Origin of the sequence: Savagea faecisuis (assembly GCF_042675605.1) — a bacterium.
GTDB lineage: Bacteria > Bacillota > Bacilli > Bacillales_A > Planococcaceae > Savagea > Savagea faecisuis.
On the sequence record NZ_JBHTJF010000022.1, the window covers coordinates 490157 to 516845 of the forward strand.

The 26689-nt window shown below is 40.2% G+C and carries 33 protein-coding genes; 23 read left to right on the forward strand and 10 right to left on the reverse strand.

Features of this window, described 5'->3' with window-relative positions; translation table 11 throughout:
- The first annotated feature begins 195 nt into the window (after positions 1-195).
- Together ACFQ0V_RS07245 and ACFQ0V_RS07250 are read left to right on the forward strand one after the other, a co-directional pair.
- The gene (locus ACFQ0V_RS07245) at positions 196-636 is read left to right on the forward strand and encodes an NUDIX domain-containing protein (protein WP_381011614.1); all 441 of its coding nucleotides are present in this window, start codon (positions 196-198) and stop codon (positions 634-636) included.
- A gap of 75 nt (positions 637-711) precedes the next feature.
- Positions 712-942 carry a YgaP family membrane protein gene (locus tag ACFQ0V_RS07250; protein ID WP_381011617.1) on the forward strand — a complete coding sequence of 77 codons (231 nt, stop codon included), beginning with the start codon at positions 712-714 and terminating at the stop codon, positions 940-942.
- A gap of 74 nt (positions 943-1016) precedes the next feature.
- Here the strand turns inward: ACFQ0V_RS07250 and ACFQ0V_RS07255 are convergent, their stop codons facing one another.
- Positions 1017-1991 carry a 4-hydroxy-3-methylbut-2-enyl diphosphate reductase gene (locus ACFQ0V_RS07255; RefSeq protein WP_381011619.1) on the reverse strand — a complete coding sequence of 325 codons (975 nt, stop codon included), beginning with the start codon at positions 1989-1991 and terminating at the stop codon, positions 1017-1019.
- Between the two features lie 139 nt (positions 1992-2130).
- Between ACFQ0V_RS07255 and ACFQ0V_RS07260 the strand changes: the two genes are divergently transcribed.
- The 5 genes from ACFQ0V_RS07260 to ACFQ0V_RS07280 all read left to right on the forward strand — a co-directional run bounded on the left by ACFQ0V_RS07260 (position 2131) and on the right by ACFQ0V_RS07280 (position 6463).
- A complete protein-coding gene (locus tag ACFQ0V_RS07260) occupies positions 2131-3432 on the forward strand; it encodes a DEAD/DEAH box helicase (RefSeq protein WP_381011621.1) in 1302 nt (433 codons plus the stop codon).
- Entirely contained in the window at positions 3422-4318 is an 897-nt protein-coding gene (locus ACFQ0V_RS07265) for a deoxyribonuclease IV (RefSeq protein WP_381011624.1), read from the forward strand. The genes ACFQ0V_RS07260 and ACFQ0V_RS07265 overlap by 11 nt, the downstream gene beginning before the upstream one ends.
- 118 nt (positions 4319-4436) lie before the next feature.
- Complete coding sequence (locus tag ACFQ0V_RS07270) at positions 4437-5201, forward strand: metal ABC transporter ATP-binding protein (RefSeq protein ID WP_381011627.1); 765 nt, start codon at positions 4437-4439, stop codon at positions 5199-5201.
- Positions 5198-6052 (forward strand): metal ABC transporter permease, encoded by an 855-nt coding sequence (locus ACFQ0V_RS07275; protein ID WP_381011630.1) that lies wholly within the window; start codon positions 5198-5200, stop codon positions 6050-6052. The genes ACFQ0V_RS07270 and ACFQ0V_RS07275 overlap by 4 nt, the downstream gene beginning before the upstream one ends.
- Positions 6053-6463, forward strand: a complete 411-nt coding sequence (locus ACFQ0V_RS07280) for a Fur family transcriptional regulator (protein WP_381011633.1) — start codon at positions 6053-6055, stop codon at positions 6461-6463.
- Positions 6464-6503: 40 nt separating this feature from the next.
- Here ACFQ0V_RS07280 and ACFQ0V_RS07285 read toward each other — a convergent pair whose 3' ends face one another.
- The 4 genes from ACFQ0V_RS07285 to ACFQ0V_RS07300 form a co-directional block, all read right to left on the reverse strand.
- Positions 6504-6758: a hypothetical protein gene (locus tag ACFQ0V_RS07285; RefSeq protein WP_381011636.1), complete on the reverse strand. Its 255-nt coding sequence runs from the start codon at positions 6756-6758 to the stop codon at positions 6504-6506.
- A gap of 192 nt (positions 6759-6950) precedes the next feature.
- Positions 6951-7520: a 5' nucleotidase, NT5C type gene (locus tag ACFQ0V_RS07290; protein ID WP_381011638.1), complete on the reverse strand. Its 570-nt coding sequence runs from the start codon at positions 7518-7520 to the stop codon at positions 6951-6953.
- A complete protein-coding gene (ispG, locus tag ACFQ0V_RS07295) occupies positions 7513-8625 on the reverse strand; it encodes a flavodoxin-dependent (E)-4-hydroxy-3-methylbut-2-enyl-diphosphate synthase (protein ID WP_381011640.1) in 1113 nt (370 codons plus the stop codon). The genes ACFQ0V_RS07290 and ispG overlap by 8 nt, the downstream gene beginning before the upstream one ends.
- Positions 8626-8703: 78 nt before the next feature.
- On the reverse strand, positions 8704-9216 hold the full coding sequence (locus ACFQ0V_RS07300; protein ID WP_381011643.1) for a DUF1189 family protein: 513 nt from the start codon (positions 9214-9216) through the stop codon (positions 8704-8706).
- Positions 9217-9462: 246 nt separating this feature from the next.
- Between ACFQ0V_RS07300 and ACFQ0V_RS07305 the strand changes: the two genes are divergently transcribed.
- From ACFQ0V_RS07305 to ACFQ0V_RS07315, 3 genes are all read left to right on the forward strand, one after another.
- Entirely contained in the window at positions 9463-11094 is a 1632-nt protein-coding gene (locus tag ACFQ0V_RS07305; protein ID WP_381011645.1) for a Na/Pi cotransporter family protein, read from the forward strand.
- A gap of 168 nt (positions 11095-11262) precedes the next feature.
- Complete coding sequence (sodA, locus tag ACFQ0V_RS07310; protein WP_381011648.1) at positions 11263-11865, forward strand: superoxide dismutase SodA; 603 nt, start codon at positions 11263-11265, stop codon at positions 11863-11865.
- 99 nt (positions 11866-11964) lie between these two features.
- Positions 11965-14157 (forward strand): peptidoglycan D,D-transpeptidase FtsI family protein, encoded by a 2193-nt coding sequence (locus ACFQ0V_RS07315; protein WP_381011651.1) that lies wholly within the window; start codon positions 11965-11967, stop codon positions 14155-14157.
- Positions 14158-14285: 128 nt separating this feature from the next.
- Here ACFQ0V_RS07315 and ACFQ0V_RS07320 read toward each other — a convergent pair whose 3' ends face one another.
- Both ACFQ0V_RS07320 and ACFQ0V_RS07325 read right to left on the reverse strand, forming a co-directional pair.
- Positions 14286-14771 carry a hypothetical protein gene (locus tag ACFQ0V_RS07320; RefSeq protein ID WP_381011653.1) on the reverse strand — a complete coding sequence of 162 codons (486 nt, stop codon included), beginning with the start codon at positions 14769-14771 and terminating at the stop codon, positions 14286-14288.
- On the reverse strand, positions 14768-15145 hold the full coding sequence (locus ACFQ0V_RS07325; RefSeq protein ID WP_381011656.1) for a hypothetical protein: 378 nt from the start codon (positions 15143-15145) through the stop codon (positions 14768-14770). Before ACFQ0V_RS07325 ends, ACFQ0V_RS07320 begins: the two co-directional genes overlap by 4 nt.
- 171 nt (positions 15146-15316) lie before the next feature.
- Between ACFQ0V_RS07325 and rpmG the strand changes: the two genes are divergently transcribed.
- The 5 genes from rpmG to ACFQ0V_RS07350 all read left to right on the forward strand — a co-directional run bounded on the left by rpmG (position 15317) and on the right by ACFQ0V_RS07350 (position 19456).
- A complete protein-coding gene (gene rpmG, locus ACFQ0V_RS07330; RefSeq protein WP_194561655.1) occupies positions 15317-15466 on the forward strand; it encodes a 50S ribosomal protein L33 in 150 nt (49 codons plus the stop codon).
- Positions 15467-15528: 62 nt separating this feature from the next.
- Positions 15529-16092, forward strand: a complete 564-nt coding sequence (locus ACFQ0V_RS07335) for a 5-formyltetrahydrofolate cyclo-ligase (protein WP_381011659.1) — start codon at positions 15529-15531, stop codon at positions 16090-16092.
- Complete coding sequence (locus ACFQ0V_RS07340) at positions 16089-16310, forward strand: YqgQ family protein (protein ID WP_381011662.1); 222 nt, start codon at positions 16089-16091, stop codon at positions 16308-16310. Before ACFQ0V_RS07335 ends, ACFQ0V_RS07340 begins: the two co-directional genes overlap by 4 nt.
- A gap of 112 nt (positions 16311-16422) precedes the next feature.
- Positions 16423-18363 carry an LTA synthase family protein gene (locus ACFQ0V_RS07345; RefSeq protein ID WP_381011664.1) on the forward strand — a complete coding sequence of 647 codons (1941 nt, stop codon included), beginning with the start codon at positions 16423-16425 and terminating at the stop codon, positions 18361-18363.
- A gap of 64 nt (positions 18364-18427) precedes the next feature.
- The gene (locus ACFQ0V_RS07350) at positions 18428-19456 is read left to right on the forward strand and encodes a YqgU-like beta propeller domain-containing protein (protein ID WP_381011667.1); all 1029 of its coding nucleotides are present in this window, start codon (positions 18428-18430) and stop codon (positions 19454-19456) included.
- Positions 19457-19501: 45 nt separating this feature from the next.
- On the opposite strand, the gene ACFQ0V_RS07355 is transcribed toward ACFQ0V_RS07350, so the two are convergent.
- Positions 19502-19678, reverse strand: a complete 177-nt coding sequence (locus ACFQ0V_RS07355) for a DUF2759 domain-containing protein (protein WP_194561659.1) — start codon at positions 19676-19678, stop codon at positions 19502-19504.
- Positions 19679-19839: 161 nt separating this feature from the next.
- On the opposite strand from ACFQ0V_RS07355, the gene ACFQ0V_RS07360 reads away from it, so the two are divergent.
- The gene (locus tag ACFQ0V_RS07360; RefSeq protein WP_381011670.1) at positions 19840-20481 is read left to right on the forward strand and encodes an MBL fold metallo-hydrolase; all 642 of its coding nucleotides are present in this window, start codon (positions 19840-19842) and stop codon (positions 20479-20481) included.
- 62 nt (positions 20482-20543) lie between these two features.
- Here the strand turns inward: ACFQ0V_RS07360 and ACFQ0V_RS07365 are convergent, their stop codons facing one another.
- The gene (locus tag ACFQ0V_RS07365; protein ID WP_381011673.1) at positions 20544-20783 is read right to left on the reverse strand and encodes a DUF2626 family protein; all 240 of its coding nucleotides are present in this window, start codon (positions 20781-20783) and stop codon (positions 20544-20546) included.
- A 227-nt stretch (positions 20784-21010) separates the two neighbouring features.
- On the opposite strand from ACFQ0V_RS07365, the gene comGA reads away from it, so the two are divergent.
- From comGA to ACFQ0V_RS07400, 7 genes are all read left to right on the forward strand, one after another.
- A complete protein-coding gene (gene comGA, locus ACFQ0V_RS07370) occupies positions 21011-22006 on the forward strand; it encodes a competence type IV pilus ATPase ComGA (RefSeq protein ID WP_381011676.1) in 996 nt (331 codons plus the stop codon).
- Positions 21942-23030, forward strand: a complete 1089-nt coding sequence (locus tag ACFQ0V_RS07375; RefSeq protein ID WP_381011678.1) for a type II secretion system F family protein — start codon at positions 21942-21944, stop codon at positions 23028-23030. Before comGA ends, ACFQ0V_RS07375 begins: the two co-directional genes overlap by 65 nt.
- A gap of 11 nt (positions 23031-23041) precedes the next feature.
- On the forward strand, positions 23042-23371 hold the full coding sequence (gene comGC / locus ACFQ0V_RS07380) for a competence type IV pilus major pilin ComGC (RefSeq protein ID WP_381011680.1): 330 nt from the start codon (positions 23042-23044) through the stop codon (positions 23369-23371).
- Positions 23358-23792 (forward strand): hypothetical protein, encoded by a 435-nt coding sequence (locus tag ACFQ0V_RS07385; RefSeq protein WP_381011683.1) that lies wholly within the window; start codon positions 23358-23360, stop codon positions 23790-23792. Before comGC ends, ACFQ0V_RS07385 begins: the two co-directional genes overlap by 14 nt.
- On the forward strand, positions 23782-24075 hold the full coding sequence (locus tag ACFQ0V_RS07390; RefSeq protein WP_381011686.1) for a hypothetical protein: 294 nt from the start codon (positions 23782-23784) through the stop codon (positions 24073-24075). Before ACFQ0V_RS07385 ends, ACFQ0V_RS07390 begins: the two co-directional genes overlap by 11 nt.
- On the forward strand, positions 24026-24514 hold the full coding sequence (locus tag ACFQ0V_RS07395) for a competence type IV pilus minor pilin ComGF (RefSeq protein WP_381011689.1): 489 nt from the start codon (positions 24026-24028) through the stop codon (positions 24512-24514). The genes ACFQ0V_RS07390 and ACFQ0V_RS07395 overlap by 50 nt, the downstream gene beginning before the upstream one ends.
- A 171-nt stretch (positions 24515-24685) precedes the next feature.
- Positions 24686-25198, forward strand: a complete 513-nt coding sequence (locus ACFQ0V_RS07400; protein ID WP_381011692.1) for a shikimate kinase — start codon at positions 24686-24688, stop codon at positions 25196-25198.
- Positions 25199-25261: 63 nt separating this feature from the next.
- Here ACFQ0V_RS07400 and brnQ read toward each other — a convergent pair whose 3' ends face one another.
- Complete coding sequence (brnQ, locus tag ACFQ0V_RS07405) at positions 25262-26560, reverse strand: branched-chain amino acid transport system II carrier protein (RefSeq protein WP_381011693.1); 1299 nt, start codon at positions 26558-26560, stop codon at positions 25262-25264.
- Positions 26561-26689 lie beyond the last annotated feature (129 nt).

A 26689-nucleotide genomic window follows, 5' to 3' on the forward strand; every position in this document is an offset into this window, starting at 1 on the left:
ATGAACTGGAAAATTGTAGCTAGGGTTCCGCTCGTATGAGGTCTGGACCGAGGGCTATCTCTTTCGCCATAATGCGAAAGGCACCTATTGACATAAAAGGTCCGAGGGGAAAGGTTCAGCGTATTTGATATGCGCTGTTTCTTTCTTTTCGGGCTTTTTTTGCGTTCATTCATCATGGAGGAGGAGAAAAATAGGATGAAAATTGATCAAGTGTATCCAGGAGTCGCTGTCGTCATTTTAGACGAGACGAAACAGCAAGTTTTATTGCAACAACGTGCCGATGTTAAACAGTGGGGAATTCCGTCAGGCCATGTCGAAATTGGTGAAACGGTCGCACAAGCAGCCATTCGAGAAGTGTGGGAAGAAGCGAATGTAAAAATCGTCATCGAACGACTCGTCGGTGTATATTCGGAACCCGCCTCTCAAGTATTTCACTACCCGGATGGTCGAGTCGTTCATTTTATTACGACTTGTTTTTTAGCAAAAATTGTAGAGGGAACGATTCAAGCAGATTGTAAAGAATCGCTCGACATGCGATTTTTCCCAATCGATCAATTGCCGACTGCTCTTTTACCGATGTATCCTCGCTGGTTACAAGATGCGCTCAGTGAAACGGAACGTGCTTACATTCGGTAAACGTGAAGGAAAGATGAAATTTTTGTATTTTTTGTGAAAGTTGTTTATGATGTATATACGGAAGGGGGTATATACGTGTTTGTCGTATCAGGTAAAAATTCATTAGTTCGCTTGCTCGTCGGTGTACTCGTTTTAACGAGCGTCATTTTAAGTCAACTTCATCATCCGAATTGGATTTACTTCACAGGATTTATCGGTTTTATGTTAATTTTTTCATCCATTACAGGAATTTGTCCGATGGAAATGATGTTGAAAAAAGCAGGCGTGCAAGAGAAGAAAATTTGCGATGTGGAAACACATTCGTAACTCATGTATTTAAAACGAAAGAAAACGCCCGAGATGAAAGGAATAATCTTTTCATTTCGGGCGTTTTTGTATCATTATGAGTCGTACGGTTCGATACGCTCAACAGGTGTTGGATTTTTAATTTTTGGTAAAATACGGCTTAATTCAAGTGTACTTACTGGTTCATGTGTACTTTCGTCTGCTGGATCGAATTGCTCTAAATATTTAATCACTTCGCGAACGATCAATGTAGGTGTCGAAGCCCCTGCTGTTACCGCAACAGTTTCGATGTCCATCAACCATTCCGGCTTGATTTCAGAGACGTCAGAGACACGGTATGAGTTCGTATGAGCAATTTCGTGTGATACTTGTGTTAAACGGTTCGAGTTATTGCTTTTCGGATCTCCTACGACGATTAATAAGTCAGCTTCGCCTGCTTGTTCCGCCACCGCTTCTTGACGTACTTGTGTTGCGAGACAAATTTCTTGATGCTGTTCGATATGCGGATATTTTTCTTGTAATGCCTGCATAATGTGGGCAACATCCCATTGACTCATCGTCGTTTGGTTCGTCACTAACAATTTATCGCTTTGAACTGTTAATTTTTCAACGTCTTCCATCGTTTCGACGAGGTGAACGCGGTCCGGTGCGACACCGATTGCGCCTTCTGGTTCTGGGTGGTATTTTTTCCCGATGTAAATGATTTCGTAGCCTTCTTTTGTTTTCGCTTCAATTAAATCGTGTGTGCTCGTGACGTCTGGGCACGTTGCGTCAATGGAAACGAGTCCTTTTTGACGTGCGAGTTCACGCACTTGTGGAGAGACACCGTGCGCTGTGAAAATGACTGTACCTGTATCGACTTTATTTAAAATATCGAGACGATCTTTCCCGTCTAACGTAATGATACCTTCTTCTTCAAATGCATCCGTCACATGTTTATTATGAACAATCATACCTAAAATGTAGATTGGACGTGGCAATGATTTATCGAGTGCTGCGTTACGTGCGATGACCATCGCATCGACGACACCGTAACAATAGCCTCGTGGTGAAATTTTAATAACTTTCAATCGATTCACTCCTCTAACATAATCGTATTTTCATTATACATGAACGCTTCGCTTCATTCAAAGAACGGATGCTATAAGCTTTTTGCATACATCTTGGGTGAAAGATGTTACAATATGAAAAGATTAAGGAGGCTAGACGATGACAACATTTCAACAGTTTTCATTACAACCATTTTTACAAGAAGCCATTGTACGAATCGGATTCGAAACGCCAACACCGATTCAGGAAGCGATAATTCCACTCATTTTAAAAGGCAAGAGTGCAATCGGCCAAGCACATACAGGGACGGGGAAATCACATAGCTTTTTAATTCCTCTCGTCGAGCGCATCGATTCAGAAAAATCACACGTTCAAGCTGTCATTGTAGCACCGACTCGTGAATTAGCAGATCAGCTGTACCGCGCGTTAGAACAATTGACAGAAGGGACGGACATTCGCTCGATGGCACTCATTGGTGGGACGGACAAACAGCGTCAAATCGCCAAGTTAAAAGTGCAACCCCACATCGTTGTCGGCACACCAGGACGTATTAAAGATGTCGTATTAGAACAAGCACTCTTCGTACACGAAGCACCGATGCTCGTCATTGACGAAGCAGATTTATCTTTCGATATGGGCTTTATTGAAGAGATCGATCAGTTCGCTCAACGTATGCCCGCGAATTTAGAAATGTATGTCTTTTCAGCGACGATTCCTGAAAAGTTAAAACCATTTTTATCGAAATATATGGAAAAACCAGAACATGTCCAAATCGGTCGTGAAAAGTCGTTGCGCGAAGGGATGCATTATTCATTAGTACCTGTTCGTAGCGCGAATAAATATAAGAAGTTGCTCGATATTATGCAATCGATGAATCCGTATTTAGCGATCATTTTCACAAATACACGTGAAGCCGCAGATGAGCTAGCGAACCAATTAGCGGATGATCAAATTAAAGTAGGCCGTATTCACGGTGACTTATCCCCTCGTGAACGTAAACGTATGATGAAACAAGTGCGTGACTTACAATTCCAATACATTGTCGCAACGGACTTAGCGGCTCGCGGAATCGATATTCCAGGTGTCAGCCATGTCATCAACTATGAAATTCCACAAAACACTGAATTTTTCGTTCACCGTGTCGGTCGTACCGCGCGTGCTGGTTTAGAAGGACATGCGATCACATTGTATGAACCGAAAGATGAAGAACTCGTCAATATTATTGAAGACCTCGGTGTTCCATTCGTTCATGAAGAATTAAAAGGTGGAGAATGGAAAGAGTTGCCGAAGCGCCATGCACGTAAAAAACGTGAACGTCAAGATCGTGACATCGACAAACAAGCGCGCGCTTTCGTACGCAAACCGAAAAAAGTAAAACCAGGATACAAGAAAAAAATGCGTCAACAAATGGATGATTTTAAACGTAAAGAAAGGAAGAAAACAAATCGTTATGGAAAATAATCTTTTACTCGGCTCTCACGTTTCGATGAGCGGCAAAAAAATGTTACTCGGAGCGAGTGAGGAAGCGGCGAGTTATGGAGCGAACACATTTATGATTTATACAGGTGCTCCGCAAAATACGCGTCGTAAACCGATTGAAGAATTGAATATTGAAGCAGGGCAACAACATATGCAAGAGCACGGCATGCAGCATGTAGTCGTCCATGCTCCGTACATTATTAACGTGGCGAATACGACAAAAGTTGAAACGTTTCGACTCGGTGTCGATTTTTTGAAAAGTGAAATCGAACGAACGGCAGCACTCGGTGTGAAGCAAATTGTCCTTCACCCAGGAGCGCACGTCGGAGCGGGTGTCGATACAGGTATTGCCCGAATTGTCGAAGGGTTAAATGAAGTGTTAGAAGATAATCATGACGTGCAAATTGCACTTGAAACGATGGCTGGAAAAGGAACGGAAATCGGTCGTTCTTTTGAAGAACTTGCGCGCATCATCGATGGTGTGACGAACAATGATCGTTTATCTATCACATTCGATACATGCCACGTGCATGATGCAGGATACGACATCGTTAACGATTTAGACGGCGTATTAACAGAGTTTGATAAAATTATCGGCCTCGATCGTCTAAAAGTATTGCACATTAACGATAGTAAAAATGAGCGCGGAGCTGGGAAAGACCGCCATGAAAATATCGGATTCGGTCATATCGGCTTTGACCCGCTCGCGGAAATTATTCATTTGAAAGAGTTCCGTCACATTCCGAAAATTTTAGAAACGCCATATGTCGGCGAAGATAAGAAAAATAAAAAAGCGCCGTATGCGATTGAAATTGACATGTTGCTCAACCGAGAGTTTGACGCAGCACGAATCGACGCTTTACGTTAAATAGAAGATGTAGCGAGGAACTTCCTCGTCACATCTTTTTTGTAGGCAAAGCACTTTACATTTTCATGCATTGCGATATAATAAATCGTAATCATTTCGTTTTGAAAGGATCAGTGAAATGGCGAGAACGTTAATTAATATACGCAATGTGTCATACCGTTACCATGATGTCGATGTATTAACGAATATCGATTTAACGGTAAAAGAAGGAGAATTTTGGGCGTTAATCGGTCCGAACGGTTCGGGGAAATCAACGCTCATTAAATTATTACTCGGTTTACTCCCCATCCAAAAAGGGGAGATTGAATGGTTCGGCGAGCCGATTCAACAATTGAAAAACCGCGATCAAATTGGATACGTATCCCAAAAATCAAACGCCTTTAACTCGAGTTTCCCAGCGACTGTATTTGAAGTTGTGCGCAGTGGCCTCGTCAGTCAAAAAGGTTTATTTTCACGTTTTACAAAAGCGGACGAAGCGAAAGTACATGAAGCGCTTCAACTCGTACAAATGGATCAATTTGCGAATCGTTCGATTGGACAATTATCAGGTGGTCAACAACAACGTGCTTTCATCGCACGTGCGCTCGTCAGCGATCCGCGCATTTTAATTATGGATGAGCCAACCGTTGGGATCGACCAACAAAATGTAAAAAAGTTTTATGAGTTATTGCACCGCTTAAATGAACAACAAGGCATTGCCATTTTACTCGTCACCCATGAGATTGATCTCGTCACGAGTTTAGCGAGCCATGTCGCTTGTTTAAATCAGACGATGCATTTCCACGGTGGCCAACAACAATACGAGCAATTAGATGATGAGCAATATTCAAAATGGTACGGCCATCCTGTACGTCGTGTTCATCAGAAGGAGGATGCCGAATGATTGAAGCATTGCTCAACTATCAGTTTTTACAAAATGCGGTATGGGCCGGTCTCATCATCGGGATCATCGCACCACTCCTCGGGCTCTTTATCGTTGTCAGGAGATTGGCGCTCATTGCGGACGCTTTAAGCCACGTGGCGTTAGCGGGCATTGCAGGGAGCTTATATTTAAGCCAACAAGTCGCCTTTTTCGCAACACTCAATCCAATTTTTTTAGGAATTGGGACGGCAGTAGGAGGTTCTCTGTTAATTGAACGTCTTCGCAAAACGTATAAAGATTTTGAAGAATTAGCGATTCCGATTATTTTGTCTGCAGGAATTGGATTCGGAGCGATTTTCATTTCGCTTGCGAAAGGATTCAGCACCGACCTCGTCGGCTATTTATTCGGGTCGGTTTCAGCGGTAGGTCGTGTCGATTTATACGTCATTATCGGGATTGCAATCATCGTCATTTTATTTATCGGTTTATTTTATAAAGAATTGTTCACTTTATCGTTTGACAGCGAGTATGCACTCGTTGCGGGTGTGAGAGGGCGTTACTTGCAACCGTTATTTATGGTCATCGTCGCACTCGTCATCGGAGCTTCAATGCGAATCGTCGGAATTTTACTCGTTTCCTCTTTAATGACAATTCCGGTCGCTGCAGCTATTCAATTAGCGAAAAGCTTTAAAGGAGCGCTCGGGCTTTCTATTTTGTTCGGAGAAATTGCCGTTGTTGTCGGCTTGATCGCTGCGTTTTATTTAGATATTGCACCGGGAGGAACGATCGTCGTTTGTTCGATTATTTTATTAGTTTGTGTGCTTTTATGGAAAAAAGTGAACGGCATGATGAAAAGTCGGGAGGGGTACTAAATGAATTTAGAAGAAGCTTGGGATATTTTACAAAAAAATTCTTTTAAACGAACGAAAAATCGCGAGTTAATTTTGGAATATTTTATGGCGCATGACCGGTATATTACGGCATTGGAAGTGCGCAATGAATTAGTGAAAGATAATCCAGGGTTGAGTTATGATACGATTTATCGCAATCTCGCTACATTTGCTGAACTTTCTATTTTAGAAGAGACGGAATTAAACGGGGAACGACATTTTAGAATGCAATGTGATGTCGAAAGTCATCATCATCATTTCATCTGTACAAACTGTGGAAAAACAGAACATATCCCGTTTTGTCCGATGGAGATGATGGAGGTTACATTACCGAATCATCAAATCATCGACCATAAGTTTGAAATTTATGGAATGTGTCCAAATTGTTTATAAAAAATCACGAGAGAATAATTCTCTTGTGATTTTTTTATAGTCATTCATCAATATTCATGAGTGCGACAAGTTGTGCATCTTTTTTAAATGTTTCAATGTCAACTGGATATAAATCTTCCATATCAAGGGAGATGCCTGAACAGTTCGTCTCTTTTAAATAAATGACATCGGTCTGAATAGAATGAATGCGATAATAGTGGTGGTCATAAAAGAAGATAGCTTCAGTCGTGTCATTTAATAAATCGTCTAACTGATCTTTTAAGTGTTCTACAGATGCAAGATTAATAGTATCCATAAAAAGACTCCTTTCTATTAAATTTCTAAAATCTGGATAGTCACTAAAGACTAATTTTGTGTATTCATCTTTTATTTTATGGTAAAAAAAGATAATGTTCAAGTGTTTAAGATTAAGAATTAAGGACTAGTTGAATGAAAAGTATAAAAAAAGTCATTTCTACTATGATTTTTCATGTAGAAATGACTTTTTTTAAAAGTTTCTTTGAATCCATTCATTCGCTTCCATCCAATTATGGACACGGATGACACCGTTTGGAATCGGTTCTTGATTCCAAGGTGAATCGAATAGTAAAACAGGAATGTCTAAAGCTTCATGAATGTCGACCGCATTGTCGTGTTTATCTTCAAAAAATGCATCGACTTTTAAGTTTTTCGCTTTTTCGATTTTATAGTGGCTGCCGATCAAATGAATGTCGTCATATGGAATGAAATGTTGTTCAAACCATTGTTTCGTCGTGTCATAGGAATCTGTTCCACGAGCAGAGACGTAGAGCAGTTCGAATTGATTTTGCCACTGTTTTAAAATTTGTTGAGCGTTGGAGTGGACAGGGGAAGTCGCATATACATGATTTTCCACCGTATTCCACCATTTCGCAAATGTTTCGTGGTCGACTTTCACTGCTTTCGTTAAGTCGTATTCGCGAATATCTGCAAGTGTTAAGTTCAAGCCAAATCCTTCATTCAAATGTGGAAGAAGGGCTGCAGGGCTCGTCACCGTACCGTCAATATCAATGCCGAGTCGTGCGCGATAGTTATTCATTCGCTGCAGCCTCTTCTTGACGTTTTTTCTCGAAGTATTCCTCTGCTAATTTATCAATTTCGAGTTTCAATTCATCGACCATCGTTTCTTCAGGAACTTTGCGGACGGTTTTCCCTTTCATGAAGAGTAAACCTTCACCTCGGGCTCCAGCGATTCCGATATCGGCTTCGCGCGCTTCACCTGGTCCGTTAACCGCACAGCCGAGTACAGCTACTTTGAGTGGCGCTTTAATCGTTGAAATGTATTCTTCTACTTCGTTTGCGATCGAAATTAAGTCGATTTCGATACGGCCACATGTCGGACATGAAATTAATGTCGCGGCATTGGATGAGAGGCCGAATATTTTAAGTAACTCACGTGCGACTTTCACTTCTTGAACAGGGTCTGCTGATAAAGAAACACGCATCGTGTTCCCGATTCCTGCTGATAATAAAGTTCCGAGTCCTGCTGCTGACTTAATGGAACCTGCGAACAAAGTTCCTGACTCTGTAATGCCTAAGTGGAGCGGATAATCGAATGCCGCTGCCGCTTTTTTATACGCTTCAATCGCAAGTTCTACGTCAGAAGCTTTCAATGACACGATAATGTCGTGGAAATCGAGATCTTCTAAAATTTTAATATGGTGTAAAGCACTTTCGACCATGCCGTCCGCTGTCGGGTAGCCATATTTTTTTAAGATGTGCTTTTCGAGAGAACCTGCGTTGACGCCGATACGAATCGGAATGCCTTTTTCTTTTGCCGCATTGACGACCGCTTCTACTTTTTCGCGACGTCCGATATTACCAGGGTTAATTCGAATTTTATCTGCACCTTGTTCAATCGCGATCAAGGCTAGTTTATAGTCGAAATGAATGTCGACGACGAGTGGAATATCAATTTGTTCTTTGATCGCACCGATAGAAAGCGCGGCACGCTCATCTGGACATGCAACACGAACGATTTGACAGCCCGCTTCTTCGAGTCGTTTAATCTCCGCAACGGTCGCTTCGACATCATGCGTTTTCGTCGTTGTCATACTTTGAATAAAAAGTTCATTACTTCCTCCGATTGTTAAGTTTCCAACTTTAACAGGGCGTGTATTTGAACGGTGAATCATTTCAGTCATGTTGTTCTCTCCTTCTTTCTTATGTGTCTCTATTTTATCAGTGAATGCCTTCAAAATACAAGGAACATCGTTTAGAAACTATCGCTTTGGGAGTTTCGGATAGTGACGGACGATGATGAATAAATAAATGAGGTGAATCGTGTACGAGATCGCTTTACCATCTGTCGGTAAACTCGGAAAGATTTCAAAAAGCAATTGGATGAGCAAAGGAACCGTCATCGCAAAAGCGGTCGATTGCCAAATTTGACGATACTCTCCGCGGCGCTTCATAACACGCAGTAAGCCGAGCCCGATAAAAGCCATCGCTGAAAGTCGGATGAAAATATAAAAAACGGTAATGGTGAAGGATAGGACGAAAGAGATTGGATATTTTAAAGCTCCGATGGACTCTCCATATTCCAACACTTCATCGGACGTTTCAAAAACAGAAATGTCACCGAATAAATAGCGACCGAACGAAATAAATGTAAATAAAAAAATGAACACAAACACATATTTGAACACTTTCCCAATCGGCAATAATCGGAAAGTTGCCATTTTTTTCGTTTCATATAAAGACGCGAAAAAGAGCTGATGCCATTTTAAATTCAAAGAAATCCTCCTCAATGTAAAAAAACATGATATTGTTAAGTTAGCATATCAATTATACAAAATGAAGAGGAGACACAAGTATTAAAAAACTGCAGAAATATCCAAATTTTCGACAGAATCGTGACGGAAAACTTTACTTTTGTAAATACTGTGTAAAAATAAGCTTGTAGATGTTTACAATCCTTTCACATTCATTACATAATTGAGGTTGATATGTTTTTATTAATTGGAGGTTGAACGTTCAAAATGGAAATCGACTGGCAACAGATGCTGTTTCAATTTTTTGGTGGTCTCGGTATTTTCTTATTCGCGATAAAGTACATGGGAGATGGACTACAAAAAGCAGCGGGCGATAGGCTGAGGGAGATTCTGGATCGTTTTACAACGAATCCATTTATGGGAATTCTCGTCGGGATTGTCGTCACCGTATTAATACAATCGAGTTCGGGAACGACAGTTATTACAGTCGGTCTCGTTAGCGCAGGGTTTATGACTTTGCGTCAAGCAATTGGTGTCATTATGGGAGCGAATATTGGTACGACAGTCACGGCATTTATTATCGGATTAGACGTCGGTGCTTATGCTTTACCAATTATGGCAGTCGGTTCATTTTTAATATTCTTTTTTAAGAAAGATAAAATTCGTAATTTAGGAGAAGTCATCTTCGGTTTTGGTGGACTTTTCTTAGGACTTGAAATGATGAGTGATGGAATGAAGCCATTACGTACATTAGAATCATTTTCTGAATTTACGCTCTCGATGGGGGAACATCCATTACTCGGCGTAGTAGCGGGTACTATTTTTACATTAATTGTTCAAAGTTCGAGTGCGACCGTTGGGATTTTACAAGGCTTATATTCTGAACATTTAATCGATCTAAAAGCAGCATTGCCTATTTTATTCGGAGATAATATTGGAACGACAATCACAGCGATTTTAGCAGCGCTCGGAGCATCTGTCGCAGCGCGTCGTGCAGCGGCAACACACGTATTATTCAATATTTTTGGAACGATTATTTTCTTAGTATTACTAACACCATTTACGATATATGTAGAATGGTTATCTGGCTTGCTCAATTTAGAAGAAAAAATGCAAATTGCCTTCGCTCACGGGTCGTTTAACATTGCAAATACGATGATTCAATTCCCGCTCATCGGAGTTTGGGCATATGTTGTGACGAAGTTAATTCCAGGAAAAGACGTGACGATTGAATATCGTCCGAAACATTTGGACCCTCATTTCATTCAACAGTCACCTTCTGTAGCAATCGGACAGGCAAAAGAAGAGTTGATTCGCACAGGAAATTACGCCGTACAAGGTTTGGAAGAGACGTATAAATACGTTAAAACAGGCGATAAACAACATGCGGAAACAGCGAATCAAATCGAAGCGGCCATCAATAACTTAGACCGAGAAATCACAAAATATCTCGTTGAAATTTCATCTGTTAATATTTCAGCACTTGAATCAAGTCGACATGCGTTATTAATGGATAGTATTCGAGATATTGAACGAATTGGAGACCACTTTGAAAACATCGTTGAATTGACCGATTTACGCGAGACGAATAAAGTCGTTTTGACAGACGATGCGATGGAAGACTTAGACAATATGTTTACATTGACGATCGAAACAGTCGAAAAAGCGATTCAGGCACTCAATACAAATGATGTCGAATTAGCGAAGAAAGTTGCAGAGCAGGAAGACTTAATTGATAAGATGGAACGAAAATATCGTAAAAATCATATCATTCGTACGAATGAAGGTTCGTGTTCGGTACAATCCGGTATGATTTTTGTCGATATCGTATCGAACTTAGAACGAATCGGGGATCACGCTGTCAATATCGCGGATGCTGTTCTCGGTAAGCGAGGTTAACGATTAATCTGAAACTCTTGAAAAAAGGGTTTCAGATTTTTTATTTCGGGAAGAAAGAAGTTGTAAGGAACATTTGATAAATGAGCGTTTTCATTGAAGAATGTTCACAAATTTGATACAGTTTAACTGTAGGAAAAATTTATAACAACTATCAAGGAGGAATATACAATGGCTTACAAATTACCAGAATTGCCATACGCATACGATGCATTAGAACCACACATCGATGCACGTACGATGGAAATCCACCATACAAAACACCACAACACTTACGTGACAAACGTTAACGCAGCGTTAGAAGGTCACGCAGATCTCGCTTCTAAATCAGTAGAAGAGTTAATTTCAAATATGGATGCTATTCCAGAAGACATTCGTACAGCAGTACGTAACAACGGTGGTGGACACGCAAACCACTCATTATTCTGGGAAATCCTTTCACCAAACGGTGGCGGAGAACCAACAGGTGCACTCGCTGACGAAATTAACGAAAAATGGGGTAGCTTCGACGCATTCAAAGAAGAATTCGCAAAAGCTGCTGCAACTCGTTTCGGTTCAGGTTGGGCATGGTTAGTATTGGATAACGGCAAACTCGACATCATGAGCACGCCAAACCAAGACTCACCACTTATGGAAGGTAAAACACCAATTCTCGGACTTGACGTTTGGGAGCACGCGTATTACCTCAACTACCAAAACCGTCGTCCTGACTACATCGGAGCATTCTGGAATGTAGTAAACTGGGATGAAGTTGCAAAACGTTACGGCAAATAATTTAAAATGAAACTTTAGCACATAACTAGACGTCTAGTTATGTGCTTTCTTTATATTTTCATATATAATAGAGATTATGACGAAAAAGGAGGATACTTCGTGGAAAACCAACAGCCGAACAAAGGAAAACAACTGAAGAAAAAGCAACGTAAGCAAGTCGTCTTCCGTGTGAATTTTTTATTTTTCACAGTCTTCTTACTTTTTTCGACACTCATTTTACGTTTAGGTTATTTGCAAATTGTCAAAGGGGAAGATTTCGTCGCAGAGTTGGCACGGGTTGATGAGATTACGATTAATACGACAATGCCGAGAGGTCGGATTTATGACCGAATTGGACATGTACTCGTCGACAATGAGCCACAAAATGCGATTACATATACGAAGACGACACAGACGAAAGCGCGTGCCACTTACGATAAAGAAGGAAATCAAACGTCTGAAGATGGCATGTTAGAAATTGCTGAAAAACTTGCAGCGTATATTGAAAAGGACGATCGTCGTGTCACGGTTGCAGATAAACGGGATTTTTGGATTTTACTCAATCCAGAACTCGCAGCAGAAAAAGTACCGAAAGAAGAACGTAAAGAAATTTCAAGTGATAAAAAGAAAACGAGTAAACAAATCGACCGTGAAATTAACCAATTAACACGCGATCGAATTACTGAGGAAGAACTGAATTCTTTCACACAAGAAGAATTGAAAGTACTCGCGATTTATCGTGAAATGATGGCGGGCTACGCGTATTCACCATCGATCGTTAAAAGTGAAGATGTGTCAGAAGAAGAATTCGCAGTCGTTTCAGAACATTTGAGCGATTTACCAGGGGTCAATACGACGACAGATTGGACGCGAATTAAACTTTCCAAAAGTGCAATTTTAGGTTCAACGACGAGTCCGATTGAAGGAATTCCGAAATCGCATTTAGATCATTATTTATCTCGAGGGTATTCACGAAATGACCGCGTCGGACGCAGTTATTTGGAACAGCAATATGAAGATTTATTATCCGGCCAAAAAGCGGTTCATAAAAATATTAAAAACCGAGCTGGAAAAGTGATTGGAACAGAAGTAGTGTATGAAGGAGAGCCAGGTAAGGATCTCGTTCTATCCGTTGACCGCGAGTTAGAATTAGAGTTGGAACAAATGTTAGAAAAAACATTGCGCGACTTGAAGCAAAGTTCAACTGCTTCAAAGTTAGATCAAGGATTTATCGTCATGATGGATCCGAATAACGGGGAAGTTTTAGCACTCGTCGGAAAACAGATTGTTCGCAATGAAGAGACAGGAAAGTGGGATGTTTTAGACTATGCTTACGGAACATTTACCGCTGCTTATGAAGCCGGTTCTACAGTGAAGTTAGCGACGATGTTGACGGGATATAATGAAGGTGTCGTGCGCTTAGGTGAGCGTAAAATTGACGAACCTTTACGCGTCGGCGGTATTTGGAAACGTTCGTTATTCAACCGTTTTGGACGTGTCTCCATCGATGATGTAACGGCACTCGGTCGTTCATCCAACGTTTATATGTTTAAAATTGCGTTGTCACTCGGACAGTATGTACCAGGACGTGCTTCGTCTATTGATACGACAGCGTATGATAAATTCCGTGACAACTTCGCTTCATTCGGACTCGGTGTTCGCACAGGAATCGATTTACCAGGAGAAGTAGAAGGGGTAAAAGGTCCAGAGTTAACGGTCGGAAAACTGATGGACTTTTCAATCGGACAATATGATACGTATACGACTTTACAAATGGCGCAATATGTTTCGACGATTGCGAATGGTGGCTATCGTATCGCCCCACGTGTTGTAAAAGAAATCCGTGAACCGTCTGTAGATGGTATTCAGTTCGGTCCTTTGTTACAAGAGACGCCGATCAATGTGTTGAATCGCATTGAAAATACAGATGCGGAAATTGCGCAAGTGAAAAAAGGTATGAATTATGTGTATTACGGTGCGAATGGTACGGCAGCACGCTTAATGGAAGGTGCACCATATACAGCAGCAGGTAAAACAGGTACAGCGGAGACGTTTAAAGATGGGCGCAGTACGATCAGTTTATCTCACGTAGGTTATGCGCCAGCAGAAAATCCAGAAGTCGCGTATGCGATCGTTATTCCACACGTTACGACTCACTACACGTTCCAAACTTCAGCAACGACGAATAATCTCGTGCGCGGAGCATTAGATAGCTATTTCGCGATTAAAGAGCGTCGTGCGCAAGAAGGGACAGAATCTGAAATTGAGCGTTTAATTTTACCACCAATCGAACAAGTAGAAGAGAAAAATTAATACTAAGTAAGACTAGAAGACAATTCTGAAGCTAAAAAGGCATGAAATCGAATGTGAACACATTGATTTCATGCCTTTATTATTGTAGCAATGTTATTTTTGAAGTTTGACTGCCATTTGCCTCTTCATTATTCTCCATGTTTCGTTATAATTTTAGCGATTGCATCATAGTCCATCGCCGGATCAATTTCATATGTACCGAGTTGAATTTTAGAAGCATATCCTTTTTCTTTTAAAAAGTCATTGAACTTTTTAGCATCGTCGATAATGTTTGCCTCTGCTAAACTGACGGCGACATCGGGTGAACGAACGCCATCTTCAATGGTAATGACAATTTTCGTTGTCGCTTTTTTAGGTTTTTTCTCTTCAGCAGGTTCCTCATCATTCGCTTTCGCTTGTTCTTGTAGTGTTTCTAGTTCTGTTTGAATATTTGAAAGTTCTAGTTCTTTTTCATCTAATTTTTTTTGAAGCGTTTCTTTTTCTTTTTTTAACACTTTTAATTCCTTCGTTCCTTCTTGAGTTGGTTTCGAAGCTTCTTTAGAAGGAGCTAACGTTAAAGTGGCGCCGATTGTAAATAAAATAATGCCTGCTGTTAATAAAATTTGTCGAATCATACGTGCGCTCCTTTCGAACGTAACACTTCAGTAACTTTCGCTTCAGAAAGGGACGAGCGTTTTGCAATTTCAGGTAAGTCATAGCCCTGTTGATAAAGTGCTAAAATTTGACTGACGATGATCGCATGTACAGGTTCTTCTGTCGTTTGTTTCTGTCGTTTTGGTTTAGTCGTTCGCTGAGGCATGAGCGGTTGTGGAATGAGCATTTCATCCTCGATGACACGCATTCTTTTTTGTAAATCGTTCATTTGTTCATGCATAGCGATGGATACATTTTCAATTTTCATATCGAGATTGGCAGATTTCGGTTTGATTAAAAATGAAGCGACGATACATCCAATTCCGATGATCATTAAAATGATTTCGAGCGTCATGAGTAATCTCCTTTCAAAGCATGTTGTATAGCTATTTTAGCATAGGCAGAAGGAGAAAGAAATTGAAACTCAGAACTGGACAAACGGATAAAATATGTTATAATTTATGAGTCGTATAAATGAAGCTCACAAATGAAATTTGAAATAATATATGAGTGGGAGGGACTAAACATGCGCGTAAACGTAACTCTAGCTTGCACAGAATGTGGAGAGCGTAATTACATCACTAAGAAAAACAAACGTAACAACCCTGAGCGTATCGAAATGAAAAAATATTGCTCACGCGATAACAAATCTACTTTACATCGTGAAACGAAATAATTGTTTAGACCAAAACCGGCTCATGGTTTTGGTTTTTTCATTCTGATAAGGAGTTTTGCATGATGAAATCACAAATGCGTCAAGCGATGTTGCAGCAATTGCGTCAGATGACAGAGGAGCAATATAGAACGCGCAGTGCGAAAATCGTAAAGCGTCTTTTCCGATTGCCGTCGATTGAGGAAGCGGAAGTGGTCGCAGTGACAATTTCTCGTTATCCTGAAGTCGATACGTATGCACTGATTGAAACATTATGGGAAATGGGAAAGACAGTTGTCGTCCCGAGATGTCTTCCGAAAACGAAAGAGATGGACTTTCGAAAAATTACGTCATTTACTCAATTAGAAATAGCATATGCTGAATTGCTTGAACCGATTGTTCATGAAACGACTTCTTTTGAAAAGAGCGAGATCGACGTCGTCATCGTTCCAGGAGTAGTGTTTGACGTGAGAGGATACCGAATCGGTTTTGGTGGGGGATATTATGATCGCTACTTGGAAAATAATCCAATCCCAACAATCGCTCTTGCCTTTTCAGAACAAGTCGTCGTACAAGTTCCGACGGATCATTACGATATTCCAGTCGACCATATCGTGACAGATTTCAATATAGTGGAGGTTGTGAAATGATGTATATCAAGCATGAATTAAATGAATTGTATGATGTTCAACAGTTATTAAAGAAATTTAATATTTTTATTTACTTTGGCGATCAAGAGGCAGATTGCATCTTAATGCAAAGTGAATTGAAAGACTTATTTGATAGCGGAATGATTGAACGAGAGGACTATATTCGAGCAGTTGCGATCGTGCGACAACGTTTAAACTTGATAAAACAAGGGAACTAGACGTAAAATATGTAAAGATAGTGAAACTTTTCACGGTTTCATTCGTCTATTTATTAAGCGTCTGTAAAAAGTGCGACGCTTATATAAAATCTGAAATGAAAGGGAGAGTGGAATGAAGCAATTGAATTGGAAAAAACATTCCGTGCTCATCATCGCAATTATTGCGACATGGCTCACGACTTATTTCAGTTACTTAATGAGTTTTAACTTGAAAATTGACAATGTCGTTCAGCAGTTTATTTTATTTTTAAATCCGCTCAGTTTTTTATTGTTCGTTTACGGAGTTGCCTTATTTATTAAAACACCGAAACGACGTAATGTGTATATTTTGTCCGTCAGTGTGATCACGTCGATCATCATGTTTGCGAACGCGGTATTTTATCGTTTCTTTAGCGATTTTATTACGTTGCCTTTATTGTTCCAGACGAGTAACTTTAAAGACTTGTCAGGTTCGGCTTTTGCAAATATGAACTTCACTGATTTGTTTTTCTTTACAGATGTCGTCATTATTTATATTGCGATGAAATGGTTACCGACTGTTTCAGAACAACAAGTGACGAAGCGTCAACATACGTTAGGGCGCAAATTGTATTTCGTCGTCAGTGCGACAATTTTAATGTTTAACTTAGGACTTGCAGAAGCGGAACGTCCACAGTTGTTAAGCCGTAGTTTTGACCGTGAATTACTCGTCAAAAATATCGGAGCTTACAATTACCATTTATATGATGTGTTTTTGCAATCGAAATCTCATGCGCAGCGTGTTTTAGCAGACGGTAGTGAACTCGTCGAAATTCAAAACTATGCGAACGCGAAGTATGCAGAGCCGAATGAAGAAATGTTCGGTATCGCAGAAGGACGCAACGTCATTTTAGTGACGCTTGAATCATTGCAAACATTCGTGATGAACAATACGATGGACGGTCATGTGATCACACCGTTCCTCAATGAGCTTTCGCAAGATAAAGATACGATTTACTTCCCGAATTTCTATCATCAAACAGGGCTTGGGAAAACATCGGATTCTGAATTTATCGTTGAAAACTCACTCTATCCACGAAATGGCAGTGCGGTATTTTTCACACATAGTGGAAACAAGTACCAGTCGCTTTCGGGACGCTTAGGAGAAAATGGTTATGCGACGAGTGTAATGCATGCCAACAACCGTAGTTTCTGGAACCGTGACATTATGTACCGTGCGTTAGATATCGATCATTTCTACGATGTCGCAAGCTATGAGATTGGTGAAAATGATGCGGTGAACTGGGGAATGAAAGATATTCCATTCCTCGAACAATCAGCAGAATTGATGCAAGACTTTACGCAACCATTTGCGACACGTATGATTTTATTGACGAACCACCATCCGTTCACATTGGATGAGGAAGATATGTTCATTCCGAAATATACATCGAATTCACGCACATTGAACAACTATTTCCAAACCGTCCGTTACATGGACGAAGCGGTGAAGTTATTCTTCGAAGACTTGAAAGAAAAGGGATTATATGATAATTCCATCATCGTCATGTATGGGGACCATTACGGAATTTCGGAAAACCATAATAAAGCGATGGGCATGTATTTAGATAAAGAGATTACACCGTATGACAATGCGATGTTACAAAAAGTACCGCTCTTTATTCACATACCAGGTTCAAATAAAGGAGAAGTACGTGAACAATTAGGCGGACAATTAGATATTCGTCCGACATTGTTACATTTACTCGGAATCGAATCACGTGGCGATATTCAATTCGGTCAAGATTTATTCTCAGAGGACTACGACCCATTCGTCATTTTCCGAGACGGTCGTTTCGTAACACCTGAATACGTCTACGCACATGAAGTTTGTTATGATGTTGCGACAGGTGAAGAAGTAGATATTTCAAATTGTGAAACATCATTTGATCGAGTATCTGCTGAACTAGATTATTCAGAGCGTCTCATTAACGGAGATTTATTACGATTCAAATCGGATCAATCGAACGGAGAAGATGGTCCAACGTTACAAGAAGGTAAACCAAATCCAGAGATTCGTTCATTGCCACAATAAATAGGAAAAAGAGGGTGATGCATTTGAGCATCCCCTCTTTTTTTGAAAGATAGGAGGACAAACATTGAAAAGGCTCGGCGTATTATGGATTATTTTATTATTAGTAAGTTGTGCTCCAAAAGAAGAACAGCTTGAACAAGAAAAACAAGAAAAGGTGTCTCAAGTACATACGATTCCGAGCGAACAATTTCATTTCGTGGCAGGCTTTTTAAATGATGAGGAAATCGTCTACGTCGTGAGGGAAGCAGAAGCTTTTGAATTGCAGACGTTTCATTTACAAAGCGGAGAAACAAAGTCGATTTGGCAGTCCGACGCCCCGATTGTAGACGTCTTATTTCATCCAGCCGAGCCCGTACTTTACGTACAAACAGCGACGACGCAATATCAAGGGAATTTACATATTATTCAATCCGACGGTCAATTACTGCGAACGATCGATTTCGAAGGGTCTGAAATTTACGTCGCTTTGAATGAACGAGATGTTGAAACGTTCGCTTACACAGTATTTGCGGACGATTGGTCATTTGACACCTTTATTTACGATGGAAAAGAGCGTTATACACGTTGGGTCGAGACATCACCTTTCCCATTCCCGATTTACTGGAAAGACTCTCTCTACGGTTTAGTGGAGGCGGAACATCCGTTAGAAGGAAGCGCATTAGGGAAGTTCGACGAAGCGTCGAAAACCGTTTCCATCGAACAGGAAGGAGCGTTTATTGCGGCTTTTCCAAAAGGAGAAGCGATGAATACGATCAAGATTGACGATGATGAATTTGTGTACGAGGTGAACGAAGAGACGTACCGTGTGCCTGCTGTGAGCAATTACGGCAGTTGGGTCGTTCCCCCTCATGCATGGACAGAGAATGGTCAATTGTTGACGCTCGTAGCAGAAGAACGCGCAGAGTTAGATGAGTTATTAAATAGTTGGAACCTCGTCGCATGGGAAGATGGAAAGCAAACGGTTGTAAGTGAAGGGCTGATGATGCAATACGAGTTAAAATGTGCACCATCTGGACAACGTTGTCTCGCTGGAGACCGATATGAAGAGATATTGCAAGGAGAAGAACAGTATCCTTGGCTAAAAATTGAATAAAAAAGACCTTCTCGCGAATACGCGGAAAGGTCTTTTTTATTCAACTTATAATGTTGGTGGGTAACCTTGGAAGATTACCGTCAATACTGTGAATCCACCGAACACAACTGCACTCGCTAAGTTAAAAATAATGCTGAGGACATTGCGTTCTTTGAAGCTTTGGACTAAGCCAATTACTGAGAACAAAGCAACTAATCCAAAAATAACGACTAAAATGTTCATCTTTAAGGACACTCCTTTCAAAATCAAGAAAAATGAATGCCAAGTAAGCAATATTCCATTACTATTGTACTTGTCTTTTCGCGTTTTGTCGAGGTTATTTCAAGAAACAACAATTGAATTGTGACAAAAAAATTAGTACGATGTGAGAGGAGGTGGTATTGATGATTACGATTCAAACATACCCATTAGGACCGATTCAGACGAATTGTTACGTCTTAATCGATGACGCTACGAAAAAAGCGATCGTCGTCGATCCGGGGGATGAAGGAGATAAAATTGTTCAACTCATTAAAGATTTGAACGTGGAAGTGGAAGCGGTTTTATTAACGCATGCACATTTTGATCATATCGGAGCGGTAGATGCCGTGAGAGATGCGTTCAATGTGCCTGTGTACATTCATGAGATTGAAAAAGAATGGCTCGGCAATCCTGCGTTAAACGGTTCAGGGAAATATGTGCAATTACCCGATGTCATAAACCGCGAGGCAGATTATCATTTAACGGATGAAACAGAATTAAATATTGGACCGTTTCATTTTAAACTGTATCATACACCTGGACATTCTCCAGGTAGTGTAACGTATCATTTAGAAGATCACGACGTCGCTTTCGTCGGAGATGTCATTTTCCGTCAAAGCATCGGACGTACGGACCTCGTCGGGGGCAGTATGGAAACGTTGTTGAAGTCGATTCATGATCACATTTTAACGATGGATGAAACGACCATTCTTTATCCAGGACACGGTCCCGTCACAACGCCAGAAATGGAACAAGACGATAATCCATTTTTAAATGGTTTCTAAACGAAGAAAAACAGCTGAGGCAATCGCCAAAGCTGTTTTTCTTATGTACGTACCGATTCGTCTTAGTGACTTCCTGGCACGTGGAGGAACGTTGCATAGTAGCTGAATCCTACCGTGAACACCGTTAAGTATGCTCCAAATAAATACAAGTACATACGCTCTGTTAACTTTAAGTAACCGAGAAGTATAAAGAAAAATGTGCTCGCTGCGAAAATGAGCGTAGCAGGAATCATTCCCCCGACCCAGAACATAACTGCGAAAATCCCAGTCCAGAAGCCGAGCAATTTAAACATATTATCCATTGTGAGTTCCCTCCTTACTTAAAACAATACAATAAGCTCTTATCTATTATATAGGATAAGACGTCAAGATGTAAACTGTATTCGGGTGAATGATTGTGACAAAAAGGTAAAATAAAAAGAAAAAAAGAAAATGGTTAGAAAACTGCGACAAAAATTGTAAAAGAGACAAAAATCCCACATCACCTCGTAAATTTTTTATAATAATCGTGAGAAAGGAGAGAATATGTATGGTGAATGCAGAAAATATTATTGAAGTGAAAAGTGCGCAGTTACTTGAACAAGCAATTCAATACGGAGCATCCGACATTCATTTTTTCCCTCAAGCTGAGCACTATACGATTCACTTTCAAAAATCAGGAGAATTACATGAAGTGACGCAATATCCTCGTGCTCTATCATCACGAATGATTTCGTATTTTAAATTTATGTCAGAGTTAGACATTACAGAAACACGTAGACCGCAAAGTGGCTCTTTTTTCAAAGCGTTTGGAGAAGATCAATATTCATTCCGCGTATCGACGATGCCTGCGATGCATAAAGAAAGTGTCGTCGTTCGAATACAAAAAGAAGATGCTGTCATTTCGTTCAAACATTTATTTTTAGAAAACCAATGGCGTCAACAGATGGAACGAGTATTGAATTTGAAACAAGGGTTAATCGCTATTACAGGGCCGACCGGATGTGGTAAAACGACGACGATGTATGCTTGTACGTCCCATTGTGTCAAACATTTAAATCGCCATGTGATTACATTAGAAGACCCTGTAGAACGAGAAGTGAAAAATGTGCTTCAAGTGCAAGTGAATGAGCGATTTGGCTTTACTTACGACGCAGGTTTGAAAGCGATTTTACGCCATTCACCAGATGTCATTATGCTTGGAGAAATACGTGATCATCATGCGGCTGAAACAGCGATACGTGCAGCGTTAAGTGGACATCTCGTACTAACGACTGTTCACTCTAAAGACTTAATCGGTGTTTTATATCGACTGTTAGATTTAGGAGTGACGAGAGAACAGCTCGAACAAACAATCGTCGCGATTTTGACACAACGATTAATAGACGACCCTATGACGGAAAGGCGCCAAGCAGTCTTTCAAATTGCAACTGAAGAGAAATTAGAACGACTATTTTCTCTCGTAAAGGCAGGCGAACGTGATGATGCTGAGACGATTGAAGATGTGGTACGTCGCTATACAAAAGAAAAAAGAGCATTATCGTGAAGAACAACTATTAAAAATTCGAGATGAATCGCTCTTTATGAAGCGACTGTATCAGTTAGTAAAAGAAGGCTATTCATTGCATGACGCGTTATTTTTAGTCGTTCCTCACCATGTCCGTGATCAAGAGCGACTCGCTGATCGATTGAATGATCAATTTAAAGCCGGTTCTAGCGCATATGAATTGTTCCAATCCCTCCACTTAAAATATGTGAACTTACTCCCTCTCATTACATCGAACGTGACGAGCGATTTACTCATTGCTTTAAAACAGATGAGTGAAGCGACAGATCAAAAACTCACGTTGGAAAAAAGCTTTAGAAAAGTACTCATTTATCCCCTCATATTAATCACTTTTTTTCTCATGATTTTATTTGCTTATCGAACATTCTTTTTGCCAAGAATGAAATCGATCTATCAATCTGAACAAGTGCATATGACAATAAGTGAACGGTGGATGACCGTCGCTTTAACGTATTTGCCAGACGTTGTGCTCGTCATGAGTATTCTTTTATTTATAGCTGGCTATCATTTTTATCGTCATCACATTCAAAAAGTGAGTTCAGAACGCTCTTTGTATTATCGTTTCGTATTGACGCGAAAAATGATTCAAATTTATGCGACGCGTCATTTTTCCATTGAGTTTGGTCGTTTGTTAGAAACGCATATTACAGCTTCAGAAGCTTTAGTTATTTTGAAAGAACAGAACTACAATTTATACGTTCAACATATTGCGCATCTCGTCTATGAAGAAATTGCGCAAGGGGCACGTTTAGAAGAAGCTTTACAATTTAACCCATACTTATTGCAAGAGATTGCGACATTTGTGGAACACGGTAGTATGAGGGGATTTGTCGGCCGAGAGTTATTATTATTTGGAAAAGTCGTGAACGAAACATTCGTTCACCGGATAGAGTTACTCATTGCCCTTTTTCAACCGCTCGTTTTCATAGTCATTGCATGTGCCATTGTTGCGACGTATTTGTCTATTTTATTGCCGATGTACCGATTAATCGGAGCATTTTAAGGAGGAATCTCATGATGAAATGGTTAAAAAATAATAAAGGATTTACACTCGTTGAAATGATGCTCGTGCTCGTCATTATAGCGGTTCTTGTGATCATCACCGTTCCGAACGTATTCAAATACTCATCAACGGTCGATGAACGCGGATGCGAGGCGTACCATAAAATGGTGATGGGTGCTGCAGAAGCCTATAAATTAGAAACGAATGAGCGCCCGACATCTCTTCAAGAATTGGCGAATAAAGGATATTTACCGAAAGGAGAAGCGGAAAAAGTAGAAGAATGTCCAGGGGGACAAAAATTGACGATTGCGGATGGGGAAGTGAAGATTGTCAAGAAATAATAGTGGTTTTACATTCGTTGAAACATTAATCGCTTTCGCTTTTTTCATATTTGTAGCGAGCACGATTTATTTTTTAAGTCATACTCCATTGTTGAAAGTGGAAGAGCGCGATGGAATTGAACAGTTTGAAAGGGTGCTTTACGAAGCGCAAATGCGAGCGATTTCCCGTAAGCGGGCGATGAGCGTTTTACTGTTGACAGACTCGAATGAAATGAAAGTGTTTGACCCGTACACGAACGAATCAGAAAGCTATTACTTACCGGAAAGCTTTCGACTGTCGATTCATTCTCCAATGAAGTCGATTATTATTTTAGGGAACGGTCATGTGTCACAATTCGGTACGATTCGATATGAAGTGGAAGGAAAGCCAATCTTCTTCCGATTGCAATTTCAGAAAGGGAGGGTGCGGGTTGAAATGTGAACGGGGTTTCGTCCTAGCTGAAATGATTATCGCGTTAACGATTATCGTCATTTTAACATTTACGTTGCTGCCTGTATTGACACATGAAATGAAACAAGTGCGGGAAAAGAGGATGAAAGCGAATGATATGAAAGTAGCTTACATTGCGACGCAACTAAAAGTGAAAGAAGGACGCATGTCAGATCGGATAGCGCTCAATGAAATTTCATATCGTTGGGAGTGGAAAGAAGAGCATGTTATTTGTTTGGAAAGAGAGGAAGAGAACGTCTGTTACGATTTTTAATGAAGAGCGAGGCTCAACACTCATCGAGTTATTACTTTATGTCGCAACATTTATCATCATCGCTTTCATCACCGTATTTTTCATTATGTTTTTTCAAAAAGGGACGGTGTTAAAAATAACAGCTAATGAGATGCAATGGGGATTATTTGAATATGAATTGCATCAAATGTTAGCAGCTCAACCGTATGTTGACGTCGTCATTCATCCGAGTACGACATTGCGTTTAGTGGAGGAGCATCGAACGACCTTCATTGAAAAATATCAAGATATGATTCGTTTTCGCTCTCATCAAGGGGGACATGTCCCTTTGCTCGTCAATGTACAAGATGTATTTTTTTCAGAGGAGAGAGGAATGATTGTTGTGACGGTGACGATGAAAGGAGGAGAACAGTTTGAAGGATATTTTTATCCGCATATTCAAGAAGAGCTTGAACAATGAACAAGGTTCTCTCTTATTTTTTACCCTCCTTTTACTCTTTTTTGTAGTATACTTTATGGTAACGTATAGTACAGAACATCGCAGTATGTATCATTACTACAATTCCGTTGAAAAAATATATCGTGAAGCAGTATATACTGTGTTGCGCGAGCAGTAGGTAGGGGAGAAAAGATGAAAAAAGTATATTTAGTTGGCTTTATGGGCTGCGGAAAATCTGCTATTGGGAAGCGGGTCAGCATGTATTTAAAAATTCCATTTTACGATATGGATACAGAAATTAGTAAGAAGATGAACATGAGCATTCCAGAAATTTTTGAAAAGTATGGAGAGCCTGCTTTTCGCCAAATGGAAACAGACTTTTTACGTGAGTTTCGAGATGAATTTTGCATTATCGCAACAGGCGGAGGAGTTGCAACGAATGACGAAAACATTCGACTTATGAGAGAAAGTGGTCTCGTCATTTTCTTAAATGCACCATTTCGTGACATTTGGCGTCGGATTTCGACTGATAAAAATCGTCCGATCGTTCAACGTTCTACGAAAGAAGAAATCGCTGCTCTTTATAAAGCGCGCAAACCTTATTATATGAAAGCGAGTCATATTCGTGTCCAAACGAAAAAACGCTCTTTGCGAGAGATTACGAAATATATCGCTTATCAAATTACACGTTTGAAAGGTGAATAAAGAAAAAAGCCAAATGTCATGTGTGAACTTAAAGTAAGTTCACATGAACATTTGGCTTTTGCATTAAACAGCTTTTACGTTGTTTGACAATCGGTCGATCATATATCCGATCAGTGCCGCAATAAATGCAGGGGCGAGCCATGCAAGTCCAGCGTCGAATAATGGAATCCAAGAAAGGAAAGGTTCAGACCATTTCATATCGATCGATGTTGCGCTAAGTGCATCATAAATACCGAAAAGAATCGCAATTGTTACGCTGAATCGATACATTTGACGGCTATATCCGAGCATCGGCTGTAATAATGTTAATGTGATTAACATGATAGAAGCTGGATAGATGAAAACGAGTAACGGAACAGCGATGTTTAATAAGTTTTCGAGTCCGAAGTTCGTAAAGAAAAATCCGATAAAGATAAAGACAATAACATATGTGTGGTAGCTAAATTTCGGATATAGTTTCACGAAAAATTGGCTACATGCTGTAATGAGCCCAATCACTGTCGTTAAACATGCGAGTAAAACGATAATTCCGAATACGTAGTTACCAGATGTTCCGAATAATAGATAAGATGCAGCAACGAGTAAATCAGAGCCGTCTCCTGGAGTGCCTTCAAACGGAATGACACGGCCGATCCAAGCAATCGCAAGATAAACGAGTCCGAGTCCAATCGCTGCGATGACACCTGCCATCGTCGTCCCTTTAATAAGTTCACCGCGTTCACGAATCCCTGCAAGTTTCAAAGATTCGATAACGACGATACCGAAAGCGAGTGCCGCAATCGCATCGAGTGTGAAATACCCTTCTAAAAATCCGACTAAAAATGGATGTTCTGCAAATTTTTCACCCGCTGGTTTTGAAGTGTACGTAAATGTTCGCACTGCTTGAATAAATAATATTGTCAATGTAATGAGTAGTGCCGGAGTTAGCAATTTTCCGACAATATCGACTAATTTTTGTGGACGAATACTAACGAAGTATGTCGCCAAGAAGAAAATGACCGAGAAAATGAGGAGGTGCAACCCGTTTTCACCAATAATTGGAGCCCATCCAAATTTATATCCGATATTTGCTGCACGTGGAATCGCATAAAAAGGACCAATTGACATATATAGTAATACGGCGAATAAAACACCGAATACAGGACCGACTTGTTTTGTAATTGAAAGGAGTCCGTCTTTTGAAATAATCGTCGCAACCACCGCTGCTAATGGTAGTAAAATTGCTGTAATCGTAAATCCTAAAATCGCAGGTGTGAAAGCATCGCCAGAGAAAAATCCGACAGATGGTGGAAAGATTAAGTTACCTGCGCCAAAAAATAAAGAGAAAAGCATAAAGCCAGTGAAAATAATTGTTTTGCGCATTTGTTCAAACTCCTTTTCTGTAATAGTTAAAGTATAATCATGACGGATGAAAGTAGTACTGTCAACAGCTATTGACAGAATTACGTAGGAGAAGGCATCTTTTTTCAAAGGGAAGACGTACTAATGAAT